The sequence below is a fragment of the Nocardia sp. NPDC127526 genome, from assembly GCF_042672265.1.
Lineage (GTDB): Bacteria > Actinomycetota > Actinomycetes > Mycobacteriales > Mycobacteriaceae > Nocardia.
Window position 1 is genome coordinate 122,251 of record NZ_JBHXVO010000020.1, and the last position, 24,691, is coordinate 146,941.

Sequence of the window (24,691 nt, forward strand, 5' to 3'; positions counted from 1 at the left end):
CCGCCCAGTGGATTCCGGCCAAAAGCGTGCCGGAATGACGAAGAGGGCTTTCTCAGGATGTCTACTCGCCGTCCGGTACGGCAAATGCCGCTTCCAAGGGCGGGAACATCGCCCGCGCGTCGTGCCCGCCGAACCACAGGCCGACGGCGAATACCGATGCGGCTTCGAGGTATCGGGCCTGCCGCAGCCCGCCCGCGTGCACCGGCCGCAGCTTCAGGTCCTCCGCGAGCGCCGCCACCCGCGCCACGGCCGCCGCGTCATCGCCGCACAGCGGAACCATGAGCGTGCGGCCCTCGAATTCCCGCTGCGGGGATGCCCAGACCTCGGCGGCGCACAGGTTGAACGCCTTCACCACGTGCGCCCCCGGCACGGTCGCCGCAATGCGTTCGGCCACGGCGTCCTCGGAGAGGGTGAAGCCGCCGCTGTCCGGAGCGAACGCATTGGCGCAGTCGATGAGGGTGTGCCCGGTGAACACGACGCCGACCTCGGACAGCACGTCGGTCAACGCGCTGACCGGCAGTGCCAGCAGTGTCGCCTCGCCCCAGGCCGCGGCCGCGGCGATGGTGGCCCCGCGCGCCCCGTGGCCGACGGCCGCCGCCGTCTGCTCCGCCCGCGCGATATCGCGCGCCCCGATCACGATCTCGTGCCCGGCCGCCGCCCAGCCGCCGCCGAGCGCCCGCGCCATCTGCCCGGCTCCGATGATTCCGATTCGCATGTGAACCCCTAGTTCGTGCCTACGAATCGGACGCTACGAATTCCGATGCGCACCTGCGGGTGCGCATCGGCGCTGACATGCTGGAACGGTGACGATCGAGACGGATATCGGGCAAGTGGAATTCCCGGCCTACGGCGATTACGAATCCGATTGCCCGGCCCGGCTTGCCGTGGACATCTTCGGGAACTCCTGGCTGACTGTGATCGTCTACACACTCCGGGACGGGCCTCTGCGCCCGGTGGAACTGCGGCGCGCCATCGGCGGCATCAGCCAGAAGATGCTCACCCAGACTCTGCGGCGCATGGAGCGGATGGGATTGCTGGAACGTCGCCGTTATGCGGAGGCCCCGCCGCGGGTGGAGTACGCCCTCACCCCGGCCGGAATCGACCTGCTGACACCGATTTTCGCACTCGGCGCCTGGGCGGACACGCACGGCGACGCCGTGCGCGCGGCCCTGTACGGGGATCCCGGGGACTGAAGCCGACGCGCCGACCGCAGTTGCCCGAAATCTGCCGAAATTCCGCCCCGCACAGTCCGAACAATGCGTAAACGACGGGCTAACAAGCAAAGAAGTGCCTGTGACCTGCGTGAAACTTCCCCCACCCGGGGTTTGACCACTGGTCGGCGACCGTACGATTCAAAGTGTGAGCGTTCCACAGGCCGTGCTGTTGGCAGTCCTGGCGGCCGTCGTCGGACTGGCTGTCGGTGGATTGCTCATCCCGTATGTGAACGCCCGCCAAGAGCAGCGGCGCGCCGCCGCGGATCCGGGCCTGACCATGTCGCAGGTGCTGGACCTGATCGTGCTCGCCTCCGAGAGCGGTATCGCGGTGGTCGACCAGTACCGGGACGTCGTGCTGGTGAACCCGCGCGCCGAGGAATTGGGCGTGGTGCACGACAGGCTGCTCGACGAGCGGGCCTGGGCCGCCGTGCAGACGGTGCTGGCCACCGGAAACGACGTCGACTTCGAGCTCACCGCCAAGATTCCGCTGCCCGGCCGCGCCCGGCTGGCCGTCCGCGGCGTCGCCCGCCCGCTGTCGCAGGAGAACCTCAATTTCGTGGTGCTCTTCGCCGACGACGATTCCGAGCAGGCGCGCATGGAGGCCACCCGCCGCGACTTCGTGGCCAATGTGAGCCACGAGCTCAAGACCCCGGTGGGCGCCATGAGCCTGTTGGCCGAGGCATTGCTGGAGTCGGCCGACGATCCCGATTCGGTCCGGCATTTCGGCGAGCGCCTGCACGGCGAGGCCCGCCGCATGGGCAAGATGGTCACCGAGCTGATCGCGCTGTCCCGCCTGCAGGGCGCGGAGAAGCTGCCGGAGCTCGAGGCCGTCGACGTCGACACCGTGGTCACTCAGGCCATCGAGCGATCCCGCACCGCCGCCGAGGCCGCGGGCATCACGGTGAGCACCGATGCCCCCGGCGGTCTGGAAGTGCTCGGCGATCAGACCTTGCTCGTCACCGCGCTGTCGAACCTGGTGGAGAACGCCATCGCGTACTCCCCGCGCGGTTCGCACGTGTCGGTGAGCCGATCGCTGCGCGGCGGCTGCGTGAACATCGCGGTGACCGATCGCGGCATCGGCATCGCCAAGGAAGACCAGGAGCGCGTGTTCGAGCGTTTCTTCCGGGCCGACAAGGCGCGCTCGCGCGCCACCGGCGGTACCGGGCTGGGGCTGGCTATCGTCAAGCACGTGGCCGCCAACCACAACGGTGAGATCACCCTGTGGAGCAAGCTGGGCACGGGGTCCACGTTCACGTTGCGCATCCCGGCCCACCCCGCCGATCCCGAACACGGCGACAAGAGACTTTCCGCCGGGAATCCGGCGGCGAAGAAGGAAACCGGCCCGCGCTCCCTCGGACGGGCCAGAACCAACGGTGTGGAGGCAACCCGATGACGAGTGTGCTGATCGTCGAGGACGAGGAGTCGCTGGCCGATCCGCTCGCGTTCCTGCTGCGCAAGGAGGGTTTCGAGGTCACTGTCGTCGGCGACGGTCCCTCCGCCCTGGCCGAGTTCGATCGGTCCGGCGCAGACATCGTGCTGCTCGACCTCATGCTCCCGGGCATGAGCGGCACCGACGTGTGCAAACAGCTGCGCGCCCGCGGCAGCGTCCCGGTCATCATGGTGACCGCGCGCGACAGCGAGATCGACAAGGTGGTCGGCCTGGAACTGGGCGCCGACGACTACGTCACCAAGCCGTACTCCTCGCGCGAGCTCATCGCCCGCATCCGCGCGGTGCTGCGCCGCGGCGCGGGCGAGGAGACCGACAACGGCGGTGAGACCAGCGTGCTGGAGGCGGGCCCGGTCCGCATGGACGTGGACCGCCACACCGTGCAGGTGAACGGCAAGGCGGTGACCCTGCCGCTCAAGGAGTTCGACCTGCTCGAGTACCTGCTGCGCAATTCCGGTCGCGTGCTGACCCGCGGCCAGCTCATCGACCGCGTCTGGGGCGCCGACTACGTCGGCGACACCAAGACCCTGGACGTGCACGTCAAGCGCCTGCGCTCCAAGATCGAAGCCGATCCCGCCAAGCCGGAACACCTGGTGACCGTCCGCGGCCTCGGCTACAAGCTGGAGGCGTAGACCCGCGAAATACAGTGCGCCCGCTCCGGATTCCGGAGCGGGCGCGTTGTGCGTCCATGGGCGGGTCCGTATCAGGCGTTCGGGTCCGCCTGGCCGGTGTAGACCCAGCCCTTGCCGAGCGCCGGGATCTCCTGTTCCTGCAGGTTGATCCAGCCCAGCGAGTCCTGCTGCTTGCAGTCGTAGTAGGCCACGTCCTTGCCGTTGCCGCGGCAGGCGATGGTCGCCGAGGTGCCGTAGGGGCTGACGATGATCAGCTTGCCGTTCTCCTTGGCGCTGAGCACGTTCAGATCGTTGTAGGGCACGAATTCGGCGGTGACGTCGGAGAACTTGGCGGGATCGACATTATCGGCGCCGGCGGCCGGCGCAAGGGCGAGCACGGCTCCGGCGGCCAGGGCGGCCACGGCGAAGGTTTTCTTGATCATGGCCACGATGTCTAACACGTATTGGTGAATAAGTGTTGACCTACGTGTAGCGCGCACACTTCCGGCTACTCACTCGCCGGACATCCGCCGAGGTCAGCTCGCGCTGCCGGTGCGACTTCCGAGTAGCCCGCCCAGCATCTTGTCCACGCTCCCGCCGCCTCCGCCCGGATTGCCCGGTTCGGTGGGCTTGGATGGATCCACGACGGTAATCGCGATGGTCTTGGTGCTGCCGCCCTGCGACGCGGTGATCAGGTGCTGACCCTCGGTGCTGGGCTTCCAGGTGATGCTGGACTTCCCGACCGGCCACGGCACCTTGCCGGCGGGAGTGAGGTTCTCGCCGTTGTCGGACCAGTAGACGAGCAGGCCGATGCCCGCGCCGCTGAGGTCCGCCGTCAGCGTGTACTCGGTATTGATCTTGTATGGCGCGCTGCCCGAGACGCTCACCGCGTCCACGGTCGCGTGCGCCTGCGGCGCGGCGAACACGGCGACCGCGGCGGCGGTCGCCAATCCGGCAATCCCGCCGCCGATCCGGGAGATGGTGGTGCTCATGGGTTTTCCTGTCCTGTTCGATCGGCCTAGTTGCCCGGGGTGGTGCCGCTGCTGCCGCTGCCCAGCGGCCCGCCCGGCCCGAATCCGCTGCCGGTGCTGGAACTGCCCGAGCCGAGCGGGGCGTCCTTGACGTTCACGATGATCGATTTGGTGTAGCCGCCCTGCTCGACGGTGATGATGTGCTGTCCCTTGGTATCCGGCGTCCACTCGATGCTCGAGTGCCCGGGCGGCCACGGCACCTTCGCGCCGCCGATGAAGTTCCCGTTGTCGCTGAAGTACACGAGCAGTCCGGCCGCCGCCCCGCTGAGGGTGGCGGAGATGGTGTACTCGGTGCCCACCCGGTGGTCGGAGCCGTCCACGGTCACCGAGTCGACGGTGGCGAAGGCCGAGGGGGCCGTCAGCACGGCGGCCGCCGCCAGGGCGGCGAATCCGGTGACGCCCACGCCGGCTCGGCGCGCGGTGATTCGCTGAGGTGTATTGCGCATGGCTGTTCGCTCTCCTGTGTCGTCCGCGCCGGTCAGTTGCTGCCGGAGCCGCTGCCGCTGAACAGGCCGCGCAGAATCCGGCTCGCGCTGCCGGTGCCGCTGCCGGAACTGCCGCTGTTCGGCTTGGTCTCCTCCGCCGGTGTGGTGGTCGTGGGCGGCTGCGTCGCCGGGGGAGTGGTGACCGGCGGGGTCGTGGTCGGCGGCGTGGTGGCGGGCGGCGTGGTGGAGCCGTCGGTGACCGTCACGACCAGGGTCTGGGTGCTGCTGCCCTGCGAGGCGGTGATGATGTGCCGGCCCGGGGTGCGGGGCGTCCAGTCCAGGCTGGCCTCGCCCGGCGGCCACGGCACTTTGCCTGCGGGCGTGAGACTTTCGCCGTTGTCGCTCCAGTAGACGAGCAGGCCGACCGACGCCCCGCTCAGCGCGGCGTGCAGCGTGTAGGTGCCGCCGACCTGCGGGATGGCGCTGGAGACGGTGATGGCGTCCACGTTCGCGTTCGCGGTGGGCGAGACGGCGACGACCACGGCCGTGGCGGTCGCCAGGGTGAGACCGGCCAGCCCGGCGCCGATCCGGCGCCCGGAGGTGGTGATGTGCATGAGTTCTCCTGTGCTGCGGCCCACGCGGGGTGGGTCTGTGCACAGTAAGTGAAACGTGTTCTGAAATATTGAGATTTCAGAAAACTAGTGCCAGGTCGCTACGCCTTTTTCGCGGTGGCCGCCTTCTTGGCGGTGGCCTTGCCGGTCGCCTTGGCCGCCCGCTTCTTGGCGGGAGCCTTCTTCGCGGGCGCGGCCTGCGCGGCCTCCTCGGCGGCCTTCTCCTCGGCGATGACCGTCGCCGGATGCACCGCGACGATGCCCAGCCCCTGCCGGCGCTTGCAGTGCTGCGCCAGCTCGTCGTACGCGGGCTTGCCGATCAATTCGATCAATTCGGGTGCGTAAGCCTCCCAGACGGGACGCGTCCCGACATGCGCGTCCGGCGACCCGGTGCAGTACCACTCCAGGTCCAAACCGCCCGGACCCCAGCCGCGCCGGTCGTATTCGGTGATCACCGTGCGCAGGATTTCCACCCCGTCGGGCCGGTCCACCCACTCCTGGGTGCGGCGGATGGGCAGCTGCCAGCACACTTCCGGCTTCACCGTCAGCGGCTCCAGGCCCTTGCGCAGCGCCATGGTGTGCAGCGAGCAGCCGATGCCGTTCGCGAACCCGGGCCGGTTCAGGAAGATGCAGGCGCCGTCGAACCGGCGGGTGCGCAGCGCGGGCTCGTCATCGAGGTCGTCCTCCTCGAGATAGAGCTTCTTGCGGACCTTGCCCTTGTCGTCCATGGCCTGGTCCATGAGCTGCCAGTCCTCGGGTGTGAGCATTTTCACAGCCTGGTGCAGCTTCTTGCCGTCCTCTTCGTCGGAGAGGAATGCCCCGTGTGAGCAGCAGCCGTCGTTCTCCCGCCCGGCGATGATGCCCTGGCACGCGGGCGTGCCGAAGACGCAGGTCCAGCGCGACAACAACCACGTCAGGTCGGCCGCGATCAGGTGCTCGTCATTAGCTGGATCCACGAACTCGATCCATTCCCGGGGGAAGTCGAGTTCGACCTCGGGAGCCGGGTCGATCTTCGCCGCTGGTCGCAGCCCGGTCGGACCACTCGCGGATGCACCTGCCGTCACACCGCGGAACGCTAACAGCTCAGTCGCCTGGCCTGAAGACGTGACGCACCCAGTACCGTGTTCTTGTGCGGCTCGGTGTACTCGATGTGGGAAGTAATACCGTCCACCTGCTCGTGGTGGACGCGCATCGCGGTGGCCACCCGATGCCCATGAGCTCGACGAAGGCCACCCTGCGGCTTTCCGAGAGCATGGACGATCACGGGCGCATCACCCGCGAGGGCGCGGCCAGGCTGACTCGTACGGTCGGCGAATTCGCCAGCATCGCAAAGACTTCCGGCTGTGTGGAGCTCATGGCATTCGCCACCTCCGCGGTGCGCGAGGCCACCAACTCCGAGGAGGTGCTGGCCCAGGTGCGCGCCGCGACGGGCGTGAACCTGCAGGTGTTAACGGGCCAGGACGAGGCCCGGCACACCTTCCTCGCGGTGCGCCGCTGGTACGGGTGGAGCGCCGGGCGCATTCTGAACCTCGATATCGGCGGCGGCTCACTGGAGTTGAGCAATGGCGCGGACGAGGAACCCGATATCGCCCTCTCGCTGCAGCTGGGCGCGGGCCGGTTGACCCGGGACTGGCTGCGCCACGATCCGCCGGGCAAGCGGCGGGTGGCGGTGCTGCGCGACTGGCTCGACGCCGAGCTGGTGCTGCCCGCCAAGCAGCTCCTGGACGTGGGCCGCCCGGATCTGGCGGTGGGCACCTCCAAGACCTTCCGATCGCTGGCCAGGCTCACCGGTGCGGCCCCCTCGACGGCGGGTCCGCGGGTGCGGCGTACCCTCACCAGTTCCGGCCTGCGGCAGCTGATCGCCTTCATATCGAGAATGACCGCGGCAGACCGGGCAGAATTGGAAGGCGTGAGTTCCGATCGGTCCCAGCAGTTGGTGGCCGGCGCGCTGGTCGCGGAGGCGAGTATGCGGGCATTGTCATTGGATACGCTCGAAATCTGTCCCTGGGCACTGCGGGAGGGATTGATCCTGCGAAAACTTGATACCGACCTGGATAGCGAACCGATAGCCGACAGCCCCAACGACGGCTTGTCGGGCACGATCGAAACGGTGTCTCGATGACCGATGAAAGTCAGCTGTCCGTCGCCGAACTATTGGCGCGCAATGGGCAGCAGGGTGCGGCGTCCTCCGGCAGCGGCGGGCGCAGACGCCGGAGCGGGCGAGGAATTTCCGTCCAGGATCTGACCGGGGACATGCCGGAGATACGGGCGGGCTCGTCCGCTCATGCCGCGCCGGACGATGCTCCGGCCGAGGCCGTGCCCGATCCTGCGCCGATTGAATCGGACAATTCAAGCTATTCGAACTTCTCGAATTTTTCTGATTACTCGAACTTTCCGGAATATCAAGACTTTTCCGCTCCCGCAGCGCCGCAGTTGGACTACTCCTCCTACTCGGTACCCGATCCGGAGCCCGCCTATTCCCCGCTCTCCGGGCCGATCTCGTACTACGACCCCCTCGCCCCCGGCGAGCGGTCCGCGCCCGAACCGCCGTCCCTACCCGAGCCGGCCGGTTACAGCTGGTCCAGCGGATCGGACTGGGCGCCCGTCGAAACACCGCCCGCCAACGGACATTCCGGGCCGGGCCTGGACCAGCCGCGCGGCGGCCGTCGCCGCAAGCCCGATCCGCTGGATTCGGACTTCGCGCTGCCCCGGCTCGACGAGGCCGAGCCGCCCGCACCCGCGCCGCGCGGCGAGGGCGGTCGCCGTCGCCGCTTCGATCCGGACGACGAGACCACCGAGGTGCGGCCGTTCCGCCCCGACGCCGCCGCCCAGGCCCGCCGCGACAGCGCGCCCGCCTGGTCGCCCGTGCCGGAGCCCGGACCGCTACCGCACACTCCGGGCCGCGCCCCGGGATTCGATCCCGGGCAGGCCCAGGCGCCCGCCGCGCCGCCGCTGTCGCGCTCGGCCCGCCGGCACGCCGACGAGCAGCGTCAGGCTGAAGTGCGCGAGCCGGAGGCCTGGCATCAGCAGGAGCCGTGGCAGCAGGATCAGTCCTGGCAGCAGGACCAGCCCTGGCAAAAGGACCCGCACGACCGTCAGGATCCGCGTGGGCGGCCCGACGAGCCGTGGCGGGACGAGCGCGCCGGGCGCCAGGAGTGGGCCGCACCGGACGACCGGGCCGAGCGCGGCGGCCGCAACGGGGCCCCGAACGGGTTGCCCGCGTGGTCGGCGCGAAGACGTCCGGTGCCCGAACCCGCCGCACGCGATGAGCACGAGCACGATTCGGAGTCGGGCTGGTCGCTCGCCGAACAGGATCAGCAGCTGCTCTCCGGCGAGACGGTTGCCGGTGATCTGCTACGCGATGCCGTCGACCGCGAGGACGAACGCGCCGACCGCGATTCGCGACGCGGCGGCACCCGGCGGGCCGCGGGTTCGCGCCGCCGCGGCAAGGGCGGCGTGGCCGTCGCCGAGCCGGAGCACGACGATCGGTACACCGATGTGTACGAACCGCTCGACGAGCACGACGAGTACGACGAGCCCGATACCTCCCTGGCCGGGCGCTTGTCGGCGCTCACCTCGCGGTTCACCGCCCGCGCCGGCGCGGGCGCCCGCCCCTCGGGCCGCTCCGAGGAGGACGAGAACCGCCGCCAATGGCTGGTGCTGGCCGGGCAGAGCACGGGCGCCGCGGTCGCGGGCATGTTGCTGTTCAAGGGTTTCGAGCGCATGTGGGAAGTGCTCCCGTGGGTTGCCCTCATGCTCGCCATGATCGTGATCCTGGGCTTGGTCGCACTCGTGCGCGTGCTGCGGCGGACCGATGACATTTTCAGCACTGTGATTGCTGTCGTCGTAGGCGTCTTCGTGACGCTGGGACCGCTAGCCTTTCTACTCAGTACGAACTGAGCAGGGAGCGGGCAGTGGGGAATAACGCGCAGGGGGCGAACACCGGAAATCCGGGCCGTGGGGAAGTCCGGATCGGATTGTCGACCGCATCGGTGTATCCGGAAAACACCGAGGCCGCATTCCGTTATGCGGCCGAACTGGGTTATGACGGCGTCGAACTCATGGTGTGGGCGGAACCGGCCAGTCAGTCCATCTCGACCGTGCAATCCTTCGTGCACAAGTATTCGGTGCCGGTATTGGCGATTCACGCGCCCTGCCTGTTGATCTCGCAACGGGTCTGGGGCTCGGACCCGGTCGCCAAACTCACCCGCAGTGTGCACACCGCCGAAGCGCTCGGCGCCGCAACGGTTGTCGTGCATCCGCCGTTCCGCTGGCAGCGCCGCTACGCCGAGGGCTTCGCGCGGCAGGTCGCCGAACTGGAGAGCTCGAGCCCGGTGGCGGTGGCCGTGGAGAACATGTTCCCCATGCGCGCCGACACGCTCTTCGGCCGCGGCTCCACCTCCATCCGCCGCCTGGAGCGCCGCGGCGGACCGGGTCCGTCCATCACCACCTTCAGTCCCTCCTACGACCCGACGGACCGCGGCTTCCGGCACTACACCCTGGACACCTCGCACACCGCGACCGCCGGAATGGATCCGATCGCCCTGGCGAACCGCATGGGCGCCGGCCTCACCCACCTGCACCTGGCCGACGGCCGCGGCGCCGCCACCGATGAGCACCTCATCCCCGGCGAGGGCACCCAGCCGGTCGCCGAACTCTGCGAAATGCTGGTGCACAAGGGTTTCGACGGCCAAGCCGTCATCGAGGTCAATACCCAGACCGCCCGCACCACCATGGACCGCGCCGCCATGCTCAACCGCGCCCTCCAATTCGCCCGCAAGCACCTCAACGACGTCGAACCGGCCGCGGCCCCCGAACCGGAACCCTCTGGCGCACACCGCGGTTGACCTCAACAATGGTTGAGGGTGCATAGTGGTTGTCATGACACAGACGACCGACCTCGACGACGCCACGCTGGCCCGTCTCCCCATCGGCATGTGGACCGATGCCGCCCACACCGAAGTCATCGCCTTCATCCGCGGCCGGCTGGCCGACCTCGGCCTCACCCAGCCGCAGTACTGGATCATCCGCAACCTGCACCCGGAGGATCTGGCCACGGCCGCCGAGGCCGAATCCGGCCTCACCCTGGCCGAATTGACCGAGCGCATGAGCACCTATCTGCTCCCGCAGGACCGCCCGGAACCCGACGCCGAGGATCTCGTCACCCGCGGCCTGCTCATCCGCGACGCGGACGGCCGCCTGCGACTGGCGGACCCCGGCCGCCGTGCTCACGATGCGGTGAAGGCGGACCTGCCGGCCATTCGCGCCGCGATCCACGCGGGCATCGACGACGCCGACTACGTCACCACCGTGAAGGTGCTGCGCCAGATGATCCGCAATGTCTCCGGCGAAGCGGGGTTGCAGCGCTACCCGGTGTAGCCGTCGAGTGATTCATCCCACGGACCATCCGGCATGCTCCGCTTATACGCTGTATAAACCCCTGGGTCAGCCACTGGGGTGGGACCGAGCCCCGAACACCCCGAGAGCGGAGGGTTCGAGGGCGAAGCCCCGGACAGCACCGAGAGTTGGAAGGACCGAGCGGGATGACAGCGGAGTTGACCGTCGACCTCGGGCAGGCCGGCGGCGTGGACGACGCGCCCTTCAGCCGGGTGTGCGCGCTGGCGGAACTGCCCTCGAATGATCCGGGCATCGGCCGTTTCGCCGGTGTCATCGAACCGACCTGGACCATCGGCAAGAAGCTGCACGGCGGCACCATGGTCGCGGGCAGCGCGGCCGCCGCCACCGAATGGCTGCGCCGCACCGCCCCCGGCCATGCCGCCATGTTCCCGATCGCCGCGAGCACCGACTTCCTCGGCGCCCCCGATCCCGGCGTGGTCGAGTACGAGGTCCGCACCCGCAAGATCGGCCGCCAGATCTGCCTGATCGACGCGAGCCTCATCCAGAACGACCGCACCCTCGTGCACACCGCGTTCACCTTCAGCCACCTCGACGACACCACCCCCGCATACACCGCCGACCACGCCGGCGATATGCCCGCCGAGCCCCCGGCCGACGCGCTCGCCTACGACGACGACAACCCCATGGGCAAGATCGTCCATGTGGCACAGGGCTCCTCGGCCGCCATCGACACCCAGTGGGCCCGCTTCCTCACCGGCGAGAAATCCGAACCCCGCCTGCGCCTGTGGATCCGCCCCCGCCCCGGCGACGAACAGGATCCGGACGTCGCCGCCTACTTCGCCATGATGGCCGCCGACATGTCCCCGCCGGTCCCCATGAACCTGGGCCACTTCGGCTGGGCCCCAACCGTTCAGCTCACCACCTACCTCCGCCGCCGCCCCGCCCCCGGCTGGCTCCGCGTCATCGCCCACAGCCGCGAAGTCGGCGGCCGCATGTTCGACGAAGACCAGCTCGTCATCGACTCCACCGGCGCCCTGGTCGCCCAGAGCCGCCAGCTGGCCCTGGTTCCGCAAGCGCAATAGCCGTACTCGCGGGTCCTCGCCGCCCATCGCGCCGGGCATGGCCACCCATCGCGCCGGACAAGGCCGCCCATCGCGCTGGACAAGGCCAGCGGTCGCGGCGTCGCCCACCAGTCGTCATTCCGGCATGCTTTTGGCCGGAATCCACCGCATGTGTTGGCGCACTGGGCGTATGGATCCCGGCCAAAGACGCGCCGGGATGACGACGGGCGGTCCGCCGGGGTGACGCTGGGCGGTCCGCCGGGATGACGCTGGGCGGTCCGCCGGGGTGACCCTGGGCCGTCCGCCGGGATCACGCTGGGCGGTCCGCCGGGATGACGCTGGGCAGTCCGCCGAGGTGATGGCGGGCGGCCGTCGGGATGGCGGCTTCGCGCCCGGATGGTGATGTGAACGTGCGGGTCGAATCGCTTCGCCGCGTGCGGATTCGGGCGTCACGGTGGTGTCGGAAACCCGCCGGACCTGCGCCGCGAGTGTTGGTGAACTGGGCTGCGTGTCCACGGTTCTGATCTCTTCCCAGACTCCCGTACCCGCGCGATCACGGCGGGGGTGGCTCGCGGTCGTCGCGGTGACCATCGCGCTGTTCGCGATCATCACCACCGAGATTCTGCCGATCGGCCTGCTCACTTCGATCGCCGGTGATTTCGCGATTTCCGACGGCATGGCCGGGTTGATGATGACCATGCCCGGGTTGGTGGCGGCGGTGGCCGCGCCGGTGGTGACGGTGGCGACGGCGCGCATCGATCGCCGACACATGCTGGGGCTGTTCATATTTCTGCTGGTGCTGGCGAATGTGCTGGTGGCGGTGGCGGCCGCGTATTGGGTGGTGCTGGCGTCGCGGGTGCTCGTCGGCATCACGATCGGCGGGTTCTGGTCGATCGCGGCGGGGCTGGCCGAACGGCTGGTGCCGGAATCCGCGGTGGCGCGGGCCAATTCGGTCATTTTCGCCGCGGTGCCGCTGGGTTCGGTGGTCGGCGTTCCGGCGGGCACCCTTCTGGGTGAGCTCGCGGGCTGGCGGATGACCTTTGTGGTGCTCGCGGTGCTGTCGGCCGCGATGCTCGGCCTGCTGCTGATATTCCTGCCGTCGCTGCCCGCCGGCCGGGCGACCCGAGTCGCCGTGTTGCGCGCCCTGTTTCGTGGCATGAATATCCGTTATGCCCTATTGCTGACATTTCTCATCGTGCTCGCGCATTTCGGCGCCTACACATATGTGACACCGTTTCTCGAACAGGTCACCCGCGTCGATTCCGCGGCCGTCACAGTCCTGCTGCTGGTCTACGGCGCGGCCGGTCTGGCCGGAAACTTCTTCGGCGGCACGGCGGTCGCGCACCGGCCGCGCCTGACCTTCGGCGTGGTCGCCGCGCTGATCGCCGCCGCCATGCTGCTGCTCCCGATTCTCGGCCGCTGGGAAATCGGCGCCTTGGCCCTGCTCATCGTCTGGGGAATCGGCTACGGCGCGGTCCCGGTCTCGACGCAGACGTGGTTCGTCAAGGCCGCACCCGAGACGCCCGAAGCGGCGGCGGTGCTGTTCACGGCGTCCTTCCAGGCCACCTTCTCCCTCGGCGCGCTCACCGGCGGCGTCATCGTGGACCACAGCTCGCCCTCGGCGGTGCTGTTGCTCGCGGGCGGCGCGGCGGCATTGGTGATCGTGGTGATTGCGACGCATTCCGTGACCGGCCGCACCTGGCCGGACCACCGATGAGTTTGGTGCAATCCCGTGCGAGTTCCCCGGCGTGCGCGGACTAGCCTAGAAGCCTATGACGAGGATTGCGGTGATCGGCGGCGGCCGGATCGGCGAGGCGTTGATCGCGGGGCTGCTCGAATCCGGGCGGGCCAGCAAGGATTTGGTCGCGGTGGAGCCGATGAAGGCGCGCGCGGAATTGCTGGCGGAGCGATTCGGGATTCGGGTCACCGCTGAAATCGCCGATGCCGCGATCGGCGCCGATCTCATCGTGATCGCGGTGAAACCGCATGATGTGGACGGCGTGCTCACCGAATTGCAGAAGGCCGAAATCGGCGAACAGGAGCGCGAGGCGGTGCTCATGTCGCTGGCGGCGGGCGTGCCCACCGCCCGGTTCGAGGCCAAGCTGCCCGCCGGCTTCCCGGTGGTGCGGGTCATGCCCAATACCCCGATGCTGGTCGGCCAGGGCATGAGCGCCATCGCCCCCGGCCGCTACACCCGCCCGGAGCAGCTGGCGCTGGTGACCGAGGTGCTGGAGTCGGTCGGCAAGGTGGTGACCGTCAGCGAATCGCAGATGGACGCGGTCACCGCGGTATCCGGTTCCGGCCCGGCGTACTTCTTCCTGGTCGTCGAGGCCATGATCGACGCGTCCGTGGGCCTGGGTCTGACCCGCGACGTGGCCACCCAGCTGGTCGTGCAGACCATGCTCGGCTCGGCCGCGCTGCTCGAGGAGTCCGGCCAGTCCGCCGTGGAATTGCGCGCGGCGGTCACCTCGCCCGCCGGCACCACCGCCGCCGCATTGCGTGAACTCGAGCGGGGCGCGGTGCGCTCGGCCTTCCATGAGGCCCTCAATGCCGCAAAACGCCGTTCCGCCGAACAGGGCGCTGCCGCGGACTAACGTTATTCGGTACGGCGGTCGCGCTGCCAGCGGCTATGCGGACGGCGGCGTACCGCTCGGTTGCTAGTTTGCTGCCGAGGCCGACTCGCCCACAGCAAAGGCTGATTTCTCACACCCGTCGCAGCAATCCCACTGGTCCCGCTAAGCTTCAAGGAGCACGTGCGTGTCTGTTCCGCCGGTGGGGAAGCCGGCGGCGCGGACGTGCCGGAGGTCAGTGGCGCAATGATGTCTGGAAACAGCCAAGCGAGGTCCGGAAACAGCCCAATCACCGCAGGATCTGTCATAGGCGGAGGAACGCAGTTCCTCACCGTCGCCGAAGTGGCAAATCTGATGCGGGTATCCAAAATGACGGTGTACCGGCTGGTGCATTCGGGAGAGCTGCCCGCGGTGCGGGTGGGGCGTTCCTTCCGGGTGCACGCCAAGGCGGTGCACGACTACCTGGAGACGTCCTACTTCGACGCGGGGTGAGACGACAGGCCCAGGTGGCCCAGTCCAGACCCGTTTCGTTCGCCGGATAGTGGCCCGGTAACATGGACCGGCATCCTGTACGTGCCGGTGGTGCCGTCGGGTCCATATCGGCCCGTATCGGGTAAGGACTGTGCAGGGTCGGAAGTGTGCACCCCGCGGACGCGGGGATGACCCGAGTAGAACGCGAGGAACAACCCTATGGGTTCTGTGATCAAGAAGCGCCGCAAGCGCATGTCGAAGAAGAAGCACCGCAAGCTGCTTCGCCGCACGCGTGTTCAGCGTCGTAAACTCGGCAAGTAAGCACAGCGGTAGCTGGAAGCCCGTCACCTCGGTGACGGGCTTTCGCTTTTTTGCGGGTGACCGAACTCATCGTTAGATCCTGGTTAATACTCTTCGGTGAGCCCCGTTGTCGCGGTTACCCTTGGAGCGCGGGAAAAACAGAAATGGGGGCTGCGAGTTGGCATCCGGTGCGGTGGGTTCGGGCACTCGGGACGGGCAGGCGCCCAAGGTTGTGATGGTGACCGGTGCGAGCCGGTTCTTCGGCGGCAATGTGGTGGCCCGGCTGGCGGCCGACCCTGCCATCGAGACGATCATCGCCGTGGACGCCAAACAGCCCAGCCGCGAGCTGCTGCGCCGCATGGGCCGCGCCGAATTCGTGCGCGCCGATATTCGAAATCCGTTGATCCGCAAGGTGATCGACGGGCATCAGGTGGACACGGTGGTGCATCCCGCGGCACTGTCGCGCCCGCCGGCCGGCGGTGGCCGAGCCGCCATGAAGGATATGAACGTGCTCGGCGCCATGCAGCTGTTCGCGGTGTGCCGCAAGGCTTCCAGCGTGCGCCGGGTGGTGGTGCGGTCCTCGTCCGCCGTCTACGGGTGCAGCGCCAAGGATCCGGTGAAATTCACCGAGGAGATGAGCGCGCGCACCCCGCCGCGCGGCTGGTTCGCGCGGGACATGATCGAGGTGGAGGGCTTCGTGCGCGGTCTGGCGCGGCGGCGGCCCGATATCTCCACGGCGATTCTGCGTTTCCCGCCGATCGTGGGGCCGCAGCTGGCGAATCGCGGTGTGCAGTACTTCCGTTCGCCGGTGACCCCCACCATCCTGGGCCGGGATCCGCGGATGCAGCTGCTGCACGAAGAGGACGCCATCGCCGGGCTCACCCACGCCGCCCTGGGCGCACCGGGCGGTACCTTCAACGTGGCCGGTGACGGCGCCATGGCGTTGTCGCAGGCCATCCGGCGGGCCGGCCGGATCGAATTACCGGTCCCGTATTCGATTTTCCGCACTGCCGGGCGCACACTCATGGGCCCGGTGATGCGGGAGTTCACCGCCGAACAAATCGATTACTTCCATTTCGGCTGCGGTCTGGACACCACCCGGATGCGCACCGAACTCGGATTTCAGCCGCGCTGGACCACGGTGCAGGCATTCGACGATTTCATAGGGGGCGCAGCGTTGCGGCCCGTGATCGATCCCCGCTGGATCGACGCCGCAGAGAACAGACTTCTCGGCCTGCTCGGGGCCGGGACGGGAGCACACCAATGAGTGATGTAGCGAAGGTGATTCGTCTTCACGACGTGGATTTCGAGGCGCGGCACCGCCCGGCGCGCGTCTGGCCCGGCGAGCAAGCGCTGACGCCGGTGACCTCGCTGACCGATCGGCTCGCCGACGCCGAAGAGCGCCGGCCCAAGTCGCTGGGCGAACTCATCCGCGGCACGCTGGCCGAGGGGGTCGGCCGCACCGCGGATTTCGCGCGCCGCCGGATCACCGGTGATTACCAGGTCGATGAATTCGGGCTGGACGAGCATCTTCTGGAATCGGTGATCCTGCCGATGCTGCGGCCGCTGTCGGAGCTGTGGTTCCGGGTGCAGGTCTCCGGGATCGAGAACATTCCGGAAGTGGGTGGGGCGCTGATCGTGTCCAACCACGCGGGGACGGTGCCGCTGGACGGTCTCATGCTGCAGTTGGCGGTGCACGATCGGCATCCCAAGCAGCGCGCGCTGCGCCTGCTGGCCGCCGATCTGCTGTTCGAGATGCCCATCGTCGGCGGTCTGGCGCGTAAGGCCGGGCATACCCTGGCCTGCCCGGCGGATGCCGAAAGGCTGTTGCGCGCAGGGGAAGTCGCGGGTGTGTTCCCCGAGGGATACAAGGGCATCGGCAAGCCCTTCGGTGATCGCTACAAACTGCAGCGCTTCGGGCGCGGCGGGTTCGTGTCGGCGGCGGTGCGCACCGGGGTGCCGATCATTCCCTGCTCGATCGTCGGCTCGGAGGAGATCTACCCGAAGCTGGCCGATCTCAAGCCGCTCGCGCGCCTGCTCGGCATCCCCTATTTCCCGGTGACCCCGATGTTCCCGCATCTGGGGCCGCTCGGCGCGATTCCGCTGCCGTCCAAGTGGTACATCGAATTCGGTGAGCCCATCTCCACCGGTGGGTACGAACCCGAGGCCGCCGACGATCCGATGACGTTGTTCGAAATCACCGACCAGGTCCGGGAAACCATTCAGGGGACCCTCTACAAGAACCTGACCAAGCGCCGAAATCCATTCACCGGCTAGGGAATCGAGAAATCAGGTGCGGAGGCTCGGCCTCCGCACCCGTTGTCTTTCCGGCTAGCTGGCCTTGGCGTCGCGTTTGCGGGAGAGGACGGCGGCGGCTGCACCTCCGGCCGCGCCGAGGGCGAGGGCTGTCGGCACGCCGACCTTCGCGGCCTTGCGGCCGGTGCGGAAGTCGCGGATTTCCCAGCCGCGGTTCTTGGCGACCTCGCGGAGGTCGGCGTCGGGGTTGATGGCCACGGCGGTGCCGACGAGGGAGAGCATGGGGACGTCGTTGTGGCTGTCGGAGTAGGCGGTGCAGCGCTTGAGGTTCAGGCCCTCGCGGATGGCGAGGGTGCGGACGGCGTGCGCCTTGCCGAGGCCGTGCAGGATGTCGCCGACGAGGCGGCCGGTGAAGACGCCGTCGCGGCTTTCGGCGACGGTGCCGAGTGCGCCGGTCAGGCCTAGTCGTTTGGCGATGACCTGGGCCAGTTCGACGGGGGTGGCGGTGACCAGCCAAACCTGTTGTCCGGCATCGAGATGCATCTGCGCCAGGGCGCGGGTGCCGGGCCAGATCTTGTCGGCGATGATCTCGTCGTAGATCTCCTCGCCGAGGGCGGCGAGTTCGGCGGTGGAGCGGCCGGCGATGAAGGACAGCGCCTTTTCCTTGCCGCTGGCCATATCGGAATGGCTCTCCTTGCCGGTGACCCGGAATTTCACCTGCTTCCAGGCGACGTCGACGAGGTCGGAGGTCTTGAAGTATTTGCGGGCGGCCAGGCCGCGGGCGAAGTGCACGATGGACGCGCCCTGCACCATGGTGTTGTCCACGTCGAAGAACGCGGCCGCGGTGAGATCGCGCGGGACCGGGGGTTCGTCGTCATGCTCGTGCAGCGCGAGTTCGACATCGTGGAGCGCGAGGGCGGCGTCGGCGCTGGCCTCACCGGCCAGATTGGCGCGGACCTCTTCCTCGCTCGGACCGAACGGACTGCGAGTGATCCGGGTGAACTGGTCCTGCAGACCCTCCGCCCACCGGGGCGCGAATTCACCGAATCGGCCCGCGATCAAACCCGTCCTCGCCTCTTTCGATCGTTCCGGCACCAGTACCTCCGCCTGTTCTGGCCGACACATTCAGTAGCCCGAGTCCAATCCGGTTGGTGCATGCACCGGCATCCTCAACAGTAACGCCCGTCGGTGGCCGGAACGTAGACGGCGATCGACATAACGGGGAGTTAAATGTCGGTTATGAGCGAAGCCACACACGAGGTGACCCTGCTGACCCGCAACGGTTGCGGACTCTGCACCACGGCGCTTGACCAATTGCGCCCGATCTGCGCCGAATTCGGTATCGAGGTCGCCACCCTGGATGTGGACGAAGCCGCCGCGTCGGATCCGAGCCTGCGCGCCGAATACGGCGACCGCCTCCCGGTGGTCCTGTTGGACGGCCGCGAACACAGCTACTTCGACGTCGACGAACCCCGCTTGCGCGCCGATCTTGCGAGGTGAAAGAGGGGATGGGGGCTAAGCCCCCAAACCCCCTTACCCTCCGGGGGTGAAGAGGGCCAGGGCCAAGCCCCACCCTGCCGGGGCGAAATGGGCGGGGCCAGGCTGAGCCTGCCGGTTTGGGGCTCTGCCCCGGCCGGGGGGCTGTGCCCCCAATACGTCTTTTTCTTCTGGGGGTTTGGGGGCGTAGCCCCCAAGAATCTGCTCCCTTCCCCCAACGGGGGAGTTACCGGCGCGTTGCGTAGCGGGTTAAGCCTGCAAAGGGTTGAATGAGGCTGGCGCCGGAGCCCGCTGCAAAGTGACTGAATTCACCGACTTTGTGCATGGGTTCACAAGCGGTTACGGTGGTGGCACGCAACCCGCCTTCTCGGGCAGCGGAAGCGACCCCCTGAACCTGACTCGACCTCGCCTGCAGGACCGCCCCGCGACGGTCTCCCGGCGTCGGGTCGAGAAAAGAACCCGGACACCTACCCGGCCGGACGAGGAGCGCAAGCGACGTGACAGAGCAGCATGAGACGCCGCCGAGTGGCGTCTCCGGCAGGGCTCTGCAGAAGGACATCCCGCAGGCCACGGTGGCCCGGTTGGCCACCTATCTCCGGGTCCTCGCCGTACTCGCCGACGACGGTGTAGCCATCGTATCGAGTGAGGAACTGGCTGTCGCGGCGGGTGTCGGTTCCGCCAAGTTGCGCAAGGATCTTTCCTTCCTCGGGCCCAATGGAGTTCGCGGCGTCGGCTACGACGTCATCAAGCTGCGCGACCGCATCGAGGATGTGCTCGGCCTGTCCGAGGGGCACCGGGTGGTGCTGGTCGGGGCCGGAAATCTGGGCCGCGCGCTGGTCGGTTACGGCGGTTTCCGCCGCCGCGGTTTCGCCATGGTCGGCCTGTTCGACAACGATCCCGGCATTATCGGCACCTCGGTGGGCGGGCTGCTGGTGCGCGATGTGGCCGAATTACCGGGTGCGGTGGCGGCGCTGGAGCCGACCATCGCGGTCATCACCACCCCGGACGCGGCCGCGCAGGGCGTCTGCGATCGCCTCGTCGCCGCGGGTGTGCACCACATTCTGAGCTTCTCCCCGGTCGCGTTGGACGCGCCGTCGCACGTCGAGGTGCGGCGGGTGGATCTGGCCGTGGAGATGCAGTTGCTGTCCTTCGAGCGGGCCCGCAGTGCGGAAGCCGCGGAGGAGATGAACGCGGCGGCCTCGGGTGATCCCGTGGGTGTGATCGCGTTTCACACGGAGACAACCAGCAAGGGAGCGGTGGTCCAGCCATGAGTGTGCTTCTCGTCGGGATTTCGCATCGCAGCGCGCCCGTCGCGGTGTTGGAGAAGGTCGCCATCACCGAGCACGACCGCCCGAAGCTGACCGAGAAGATGCTGGCCTCCAGCCACGTGTCCGAGGCGATGATCGTCTCCACCTGCAACCGCGTCGAGATCTACGCCGTGGTCGACGCCTTCCACCCCGCACTGGGCGAGATCAGCGAACTGCTGACCAAGCATTCCGGGCTGCCGCTGCCCGAACTCACCAAGCACGCTTATGTCCGCTACGCCGAGGCCGCCGCCGAGCATCTGTTCGCGGTGGCGTCGGGCCTGGATTCCATGGTCGTCGGCGAGCAGCAGGTGCTGAGTCAGATTCGCGCCGCCTACGCCGCCTCGGATTCGCAGCAGGCCTCCGGCCGCACGCTCCACGAGCTTGCCCAGCATTCGCTGCGGGTCGGCAAGCGGGTGCATTCGGAGACCGGCATCGACCGCGCCGGCGCGTCGGTCGTATCGGTGGCGCTGGATCGGGCGCAGCTGGTGCTGGGCCCGCTGGCCGGGCGCACCGCGCTGGTGCTGGGCGCGGGCGCCATGGGCGGTCTCGCGGTGGCGCAGCTGGCGCGGGCCGGGGTCGAGCGCATCATCGTGGTGAACCGGACGCTGGAACGCGCACAGCGGCTTGCCAATACGGCCACCGCCATGCACGGGGTGGCGGCCGCGGCCATGGCCATGGATCACCTGGTGGAGGCCATGGCGGCCGCCGAGGTCGTGGTCACCTGTACCGGCGCGGTCGGCACCGTGGTGAGCATCGCCGATGTGCATCGCGCGCTGGCCACTCCGGGCGCGAGCCGGCAGCTGGTCATCTGCGATCTGGGCCTGCCCCGCGATGTGGACCACGCGGTGGCCGGACTGCCCGGGGTCACCGTCATCGACATGGAGACGCTGCAGCGCGATCCGTCGGCCGGCGCGGCCGCCGACGACACCGCCGCCGCGCGCACCATCGTCGCCGACGAACTCGCCAAATACCTTGCCGGACAGCGCATGGCCGAGGTGACGCCGACCGTGGCGGCGCTGCGGCAGATGGCCGCCGATGTGGTCGAGTCGGAAATGCTGCGCCTGGATTCCCGACTACCGGGCCTGGACGCGGGTCAGCGCGACGAGGTCGCCAAGACGGTGCGCCGGGTGGTGGACAAGCTGCTGCACGCGCCGACGGTGCGGGTCAAACAGCTGGCCTCGACGCCCGGCGGGGACAGCTACGCCGAGGCGCTGCGGGAGCTTTTCGAGCTGAAACCCGGTGCGGCGCAGGCGGTTGCCGCTCCGATGGAGATCGCCAGGGACCTGGCCGACGATTTCACCGCCGCCCACCCAGGGGATGAGGGGCCGACCGCATGACCGGAGCGATGGTGCACGACGAACAGCTGGAGACGACGAGAGTGCGCGGAACGACTGACGCCCCCTGGCGGATCGGCACTCGCGGCTCACTGCTGGCCCTCACCCAGGCCGGGCATGTGCGCGACGCGCTGATCGCCAATGGCCAGCAGGCCGAGCTGGTGATCGTGAAGACCGCCGGCGACCAGTCCATGGATCCGGTGCAGAAGATCGGCGTGGGCGTGTTCACCGCCGCGCTGCGCGACGAGCTGGCCGCGGGCACTGTCGATATCGCCGTGCACTCCTACAAGGATCTGCCGACCGCGCAGGATGAGCGCTTCACCATCGCCGCCATTCCGCCGCGGCAGGATCCGCGCGACGCGCTGGTGGCCCGCGACGGCATGGTGCTCGGCGAGCTCCCGCCGGGTTCGCGCATCGGCACCTCCGCCCCGCGCCGTTCCGCGCAGTTGAAGGCCCTCGGCCTCGGCGTGGAGATCGTCCCGCTGCGCGGCAATCTGGACACCAGACTTTCCAAGGTCGCCAAGGGCGAACTCGATGCCGTGGTGGTGGCCCGTGCCGGGCTGGCCCGCATCGATCGCCTGGACGCGGTGACCGAGGCGCTGGAGCCGGTGCAGATGCTGCCCGCTCCGTCGCAGGGTGCGCTGGCGGTGGAATGCCGCAGCGTGGATACCGAACTCGTGACCATCCTGTCCGCTCTCGACGATGCCGGCAGCCGTGCCGCCATTACCGCGGAGCGGGCGCTGCTGGCCGAACTGGAGGCCGGTTGCACGGCGCCGATCGGTGCGCTGGCCGAGGTCGTCGAATCGCTCGACGATGACGGCCGGGTGGTGGAGGAGTTGTCGCTGCGCGGTTGCGCGGCGGCGATCGACGGCTCGGATGTGATCCGGGCCAGCGCGGTCGGCTCTCTCGAGCATGCCGAGGAGCTGGGCCGCGCTTTGGCGCGCGAGCTCTTGGAGCTGGGGGCGCGCGACTTGCTCAGTGTCACAGAGGAAGACCCGTCATCAGGGGTCACGGACACCGGAGAGCACACCGAGACCAGCAGCAATCCCAGCCCAATGGAGAACAACCGATGAGCCGCAGCTCCGCGAAGAAGCACCCCGGTCGGATCCTTTTCGTGGGATCCGGACCGGGTGATCCGGCGCTCCTCACCGTGCGGGCCCGCGAGGTGCTCGGCCGGGCGACGCTGGCGTTCACCGATCCCGATGTCGACAAGGGCGTGCTCGCCCTGATCGGCACCGCGGTGGAGCCGGGCCCCGACGGCGAGCGTCCCGTCGATGTCCGTCCGGCCCTGGGTGATCCGGCCGAGGTCGCGAAAACCCTGATCACCGAGGCCCGCAATGGCGCCGATGTGGTGCGCCTGGTCTCCGGCGACCCGCTGACCACGGACTCGGTCATCGCAGAGGTCAATGCGGTCACCCGCTCGCACATGATGTTCGAGGTGCTGCCGGGCCTGTCCGCGGGCACCACGGTCCCGGCCTACGCCGGTATCGAACTGGGCTCCAGCCACACCGAGGTGGATGTGCGCGGCGAGGTCGACTGGGCCGCCGTCGCCGCCGCCCCCGGCCCGCTGGTGCTGCACGCCACCTCCGGTCATCTGGCCGAGACCGCCAGCGCGCTGGTGGAACACGGTATGGCCCCGCAGACTCCGGTCGCGGTCACCGTGCGCGGCACCACCCGCCAGCAGCGCACCATCGACGCCACCCTGGCGACGCTCAACAATGCCGCCTCCGAAATGGTCGGCCCGCTCGTGGTCACCGTCGGCAAGGAGGTCGAGAAGCGTTCCAAGACCTCGTGGTGGGAGTCCCGCGCGCTCTACGGCTGGACGGTCCTGGTGCCGCGCACCAAGGAGCAGGCCGGCGAGATGAGCGAGAAGCTCGTCATGCACGGCGCCATTCCGATGGAGGTGCCGACCATCGCGGTGGAGCCGCCGCGCAGCCCCGCGCAGATGGAGCGCGCGGTCAAGGGCCTGGTCGACGGCCGGTACCAGTGGGTCGTGTTCACCTCCACCAATGCGGTGCGCGCGGTGTGGGAGAAGTTCGGCGAATTCGGCTTGGACGCCCGCGCTTTCAGCGGTGTGAAGATCGCGTGCGTGGGTGAGGCGACCGCGGAGAAGGTGCGCTCCTTCGGCATCAACCCGGAGCTGGTGCCCAGCGGTGAGCAGTCCTCCGAGGGTCTGCTGGCCGACTTCCCGCCCTACGACGATGTTTTCGATCCGGTCAACCGGGTGCTGCTGCCGCGCGCGGATATCGCCACCGAGACCCTCGCCGAGGGCCTGCGCGATCGCGGCTGGGAGATCGACGATGTCACCGCGTACCGCACCGTGCGGGCCTCCCCGCCGCCGGCGGAGACCCGCGAGATGATCAAGACCGGTGGGTTCGACGCGGTGCTGTTCACCTCGTCCTCCACGGTGCGCAATCTGGTCGGCATTGCCGGCAAGCCGCATGCCCGCACGATCGTGGCGTGCATCGGCCCCAAGACCGCCGAGACGGCAATCGAATTCGGCCTGCGCGTGGATGTGCAGCCCGAGGTCGCCCAGGTCGGCCCGCTCGTCGAGGCGCTCGCCGAGCATGCCGCGCACCTGCGCGCCGAGGGCCTGCTGCCGCCGCCGCGCAAGAAGAGCCGCCGCAGCCGCTGACGCCGGATGCGTTGCGGCCGAGGCCGCGACAGTTCCGGCCGAGGTCGCGATAGCCGACGTGACCGTGCCCCGCACCGGAAAGGTGCGGGGCACGGCCGTTTTCGCCCCTACGGTTGCCGCCGAGGTGAATGTGCCCCTCACGCATCCGCCTCCGCAGACCGCCGGGCGCGGCTCAGCGCTGGGCCGCCATCATGCGGCGGACCATGCGGCAGGTGGCGTCCGAGGGCCAGTGCACGCCGATGAAATCGGCGGTGTCGCGGATCTTCTCATTGCTGGCCTGGTCCGGGCTGAAGGCGCCGGCATCGAGCAGGGCGATGGCCAGGCGCATGGCCTTGAGCCGCCGGTTGTGCGCGATGTACCAGGTCCGCGGCCGGCCCGCGGGCAGTGGCTGCTTGGCCAGCGGCCGCCACGCGTGATCGATCAGGTCCCCCTTCTTGGGCACGGCTGCCGCTCGATCGGAAATATTTGCTACGGCTGCGAGCACGACCAATCCTCCTGTCGTCACCAGGGCTCCCATCACTCCGATATCGATGTGAGCCCATCGAACACATCTTCGATTGTAC

At 68.7% G+C, this 24,691-nt stretch carries 27 protein-coding genes; 19 read left to right on the forward strand and 8 right to left on the reverse strand.

Going from position 1 to position 24,691, the window contains the following annotated elements; translation table 11 throughout:
- Positions 1-61 precede the first annotated feature (61 nt).
- The gene (locus ACFVIV_RS27260; RefSeq protein ID WP_379201037.1) at positions 62-715 is read right to left on the reverse strand and encodes an NADPH-dependent F420 reductase; all 654 of its coding nucleotides are present in this window, start codon (positions 713-715) and stop codon (positions 62-64) included.
- Positions 716-803: 88 nt separating this feature from the next.
- Between ACFVIV_RS27260 and ACFVIV_RS27265 the strand changes: the two genes are divergently transcribed.
- The 3 genes from ACFVIV_RS27265 to ACFVIV_RS27275 all read left to right on the forward strand — a co-directional run bounded on the left by ACFVIV_RS27265 (position 804) and on the right by ACFVIV_RS27275 (position 3,293).
- Positions 804-1,193, forward strand: coding sequence for a winged helix-turn-helix transcriptional regulator (locus ACFVIV_RS27265; protein ID WP_379201039.1), 390 nt, complete (start codon positions 804-806; stop codon positions 1,191-1,193).
- 166 nt (positions 1,194-1,359) lie between these two features.
- Entirely contained in the window at positions 1,360-2,607 is a 1,248-nt protein-coding gene (locus ACFVIV_RS27270; RefSeq protein ID WP_379201041.1) for a sensor histidine kinase, read from the forward strand.
- Positions 2,604-3,293, forward strand: coding sequence for a response regulator (locus ACFVIV_RS27275; RefSeq protein WP_379201042.1), 690 nt, complete (start codon positions 2,604-2,606; stop codon positions 3,291-3,293). The genes ACFVIV_RS27270 and ACFVIV_RS27275 overlap by 4 nt, the downstream gene beginning before the upstream one ends.
- A gap of 71 nt (positions 3,294-3,364) precedes the next feature.
- Here the strand turns inward: ACFVIV_RS27275 and ACFVIV_RS27280 are convergent, their stop codons facing one another.
- The 5 genes from ACFVIV_RS27280 to ACFVIV_RS27300 all read right to left on the reverse strand — a co-directional run bounded on the left by ACFVIV_RS27280 (position 3,365) and on the right by ACFVIV_RS27300 (position 6,403).
- Entirely contained in the window at positions 3,365-3,733 is a 369-nt protein-coding gene (locus tag ACFVIV_RS27280; protein WP_379201044.1) for a hypothetical protein, read from the reverse strand.
- Between the two features lie 75 nt (positions 3,734-3,808).
- Positions 3,809-4,264, reverse strand: coding sequence for a hypothetical protein (locus ACFVIV_RS27285; protein WP_379201046.1), 456 nt, complete (start codon positions 4,262-4,264; stop codon positions 3,809-3,811).
- A gap of 26 nt (positions 4,265-4,290) precedes the next feature.
- A complete protein-coding gene (locus ACFVIV_RS27290) occupies positions 4,291-4,749 on the reverse strand; it encodes a hypothetical protein (protein ID WP_379201048.1) in 459 nt (152 codons plus the stop codon).
- A 32-nt stretch (positions 4,750-4,781) separates the two neighbouring features.
- Positions 4,782-5,342 (reverse strand): hypothetical protein, encoded by a 561-nt coding sequence (locus ACFVIV_RS27295; RefSeq protein WP_379201050.1) that lies wholly within the window; start codon positions 5,340-5,342, stop codon positions 4,782-4,784.
- Positions 5,343-5,440: 98 nt separating this feature from the next.
- Positions 5,441-6,403, reverse strand: coding sequence for a hypothetical protein (locus ACFVIV_RS27300; RefSeq protein ID WP_379201052.1), 963 nt, complete (start codon positions 6,401-6,403; stop codon positions 5,441-5,443).
- 65 nt (positions 6,404-6,468) lie between these two features.
- On the opposite strand from ACFVIV_RS27300, the gene ACFVIV_RS27305 reads away from it, so the two are divergent.
- The 11 genes from ACFVIV_RS27305 to ACFVIV_RS27355 all read left to right on the forward strand — a co-directional run bounded on the left by ACFVIV_RS27305 (position 6,469) and on the right by ACFVIV_RS27355 (position 17,376).
- A complete protein-coding gene (locus ACFVIV_RS27305; RefSeq protein ID WP_379201053.1) occupies positions 6,469-7,461 on the forward strand; it encodes a hypothetical protein in 993 nt (330 codons plus the stop codon).
- A 311-nt stretch (positions 7,462-7,772) separates the two neighbouring features.
- The gene (locus ACFVIV_RS27310) at positions 7,773-9,239 is read left to right on the forward strand and encodes a hypothetical protein (RefSeq protein ID WP_379201055.1); all 1,467 of its coding nucleotides are present in this window, start codon (positions 7,773-7,775) and stop codon (positions 9,237-9,239) included.
- A 71-nt stretch (positions 9,240-9,310) separates the two neighbouring features.
- Positions 9,311-10,186: a sugar phosphate isomerase/epimerase family protein gene (locus tag ACFVIV_RS27315; protein ID WP_379201095.1), complete on the forward strand. Its 876-nt coding sequence runs from the start codon at positions 9,311-9,313 to the stop codon at positions 10,184-10,186.
- Positions 10,187-10,220: 34 nt separating this feature from the next.
- Positions 10,221-10,718, forward strand: a complete 498-nt coding sequence (locus ACFVIV_RS27320; protein WP_379201057.1) for a MarR family transcriptional regulator — start codon at positions 10,221-10,223, stop codon at positions 10,716-10,718.
- A 164-nt stretch (positions 10,719-10,882) separates the two neighbouring features.
- Entirely contained in the window at positions 10,883-11,779 is an 897-nt protein-coding gene (locus ACFVIV_RS27325) for a thioesterase family protein (protein ID WP_379201059.1), read from the forward strand.
- Positions 11,780-12,341: 562 nt separating this feature from the next.
- Positions 12,342-13,475, forward strand: coding sequence for an MFS transporter (locus ACFVIV_RS27330; protein WP_379201061.1), 1,134 nt, complete (start codon positions 12,342-12,344; stop codon positions 13,473-13,475).
- A 55-nt stretch (positions 13,476-13,530) separates the two neighbouring features.
- Positions 13,531-14,352, forward strand: a complete 822-nt coding sequence (gene proC / locus ACFVIV_RS27335) for a pyrroline-5-carboxylate reductase (RefSeq protein ID WP_379201063.1) — start codon at positions 13,531-13,533, stop codon at positions 14,350-14,352.
- Between the two features lie 222 nt (positions 14,353-14,574).
- Entirely contained in the window at positions 14,575-14,820 is a 246-nt protein-coding gene (locus ACFVIV_RS27340; protein ID WP_154790969.1) for a helix-turn-helix domain-containing protein, read from the forward strand.
- A gap of 198 nt (positions 14,821-15,018) precedes the next feature.
- Positions 15,019-15,120, forward strand: coding sequence for a 30S ribosomal protein bS22 (locus ACFVIV_RS27345; protein WP_003402602.1), 102 nt, complete (start codon positions 15,019-15,021; stop codon positions 15,118-15,120).
- 214 nt (positions 15,121-15,334) lie between these two features.
- Positions 15,335-16,366 (forward strand): NAD-dependent epimerase/dehydratase family protein, encoded by a 1,032-nt coding sequence (locus tag ACFVIV_RS27350; protein WP_379201097.1) that lies wholly within the window; start codon positions 15,335-15,337, stop codon positions 16,364-16,366.
- Positions 16,363-17,376 carry a lysophospholipid acyltransferase family protein gene (locus ACFVIV_RS27355; RefSeq protein ID WP_379201065.1) on the forward strand — a complete coding sequence of 338 codons (1,014 nt, stop codon included), beginning with the start codon at positions 16,363-16,365 and terminating at the stop codon, positions 17,374-17,376. The genes ACFVIV_RS27350 and ACFVIV_RS27355 overlap by 4 nt, the downstream gene beginning before the upstream one ends.
- Positions 17,377-17,430: 54 nt before the next feature.
- Here ACFVIV_RS27355 and ACFVIV_RS27360 read toward each other — a convergent pair whose 3' ends face one another.
- Positions 17,431-18,450: an HAD family hydrolase gene (locus tag ACFVIV_RS27360; protein ID WP_379201067.1), complete on the reverse strand. Its 1,020-nt coding sequence runs from the start codon at positions 18,448-18,450 to the stop codon at positions 17,431-17,433.
- 144 nt (positions 18,451-18,594) lie between these two features.
- Here ACFVIV_RS27360 and ACFVIV_RS27365 point away from each other — a divergent pair, with 144 nt between their 5' ends.
- The 5 genes from ACFVIV_RS27365 (at position 18,595) to ACFVIV_RS27385 (ending at position 24,128) form a co-directional block, all read left to right on the forward strand.
- Positions 18,595-18,855 carry a glutaredoxin family protein gene (locus tag ACFVIV_RS27365; RefSeq protein WP_379201069.1) on the forward strand — a complete coding sequence of 87 codons (261 nt, stop codon included), beginning with the start codon at positions 18,595-18,597 and terminating at the stop codon, positions 18,853-18,855.
- Between the two features lie 494 nt (positions 18,856-19,349).
- Positions 19,350-20,123 (forward strand): redox-sensing transcriptional repressor Rex, encoded by a 774-nt coding sequence (locus ACFVIV_RS27370; RefSeq protein ID WP_379201070.1) that lies wholly within the window; start codon positions 19,350-19,352, stop codon positions 20,121-20,123.
- Positions 20,120-21,496: a glutamyl-tRNA reductase gene (locus ACFVIV_RS27375; RefSeq protein WP_379201072.1), complete on the forward strand. Its 1,377-nt coding sequence runs from the start codon at positions 20,120-20,122 to the stop codon at positions 21,494-21,496. The genes ACFVIV_RS27370 and ACFVIV_RS27375 overlap by 4 nt, the downstream gene beginning before the upstream one ends.
- Before the next feature lie 8 nt (positions 21,497-21,504).
- Entirely contained in the window at positions 21,505-22,566 is a 1,062-nt protein-coding gene (gene hemC / locus ACFVIV_RS27380; protein WP_379201099.1) for a hydroxymethylbilane synthase, read from the forward strand.
- Positions 22,563-24,128 (forward strand): uroporphyrinogen-III synthase, encoded by a 1,566-nt coding sequence (locus ACFVIV_RS27385; RefSeq protein ID WP_379201074.1) that lies wholly within the window; start codon positions 22,563-22,565, stop codon positions 24,126-24,128. Before hemC ends, ACFVIV_RS27385 begins: the two co-directional genes overlap by 4 nt.
- Positions 24,129-24,300: 172 nt before the next feature.
- Here the strand turns inward: ACFVIV_RS27385 and ACFVIV_RS27390 are convergent.
- Positions 24,301-24,691 (reverse strand): hypothetical protein (locus tag ACFVIV_RS27390; RefSeq protein ID WP_379201075.1); only part of this gene is annotated, 391 nt, incomplete at its 5' end.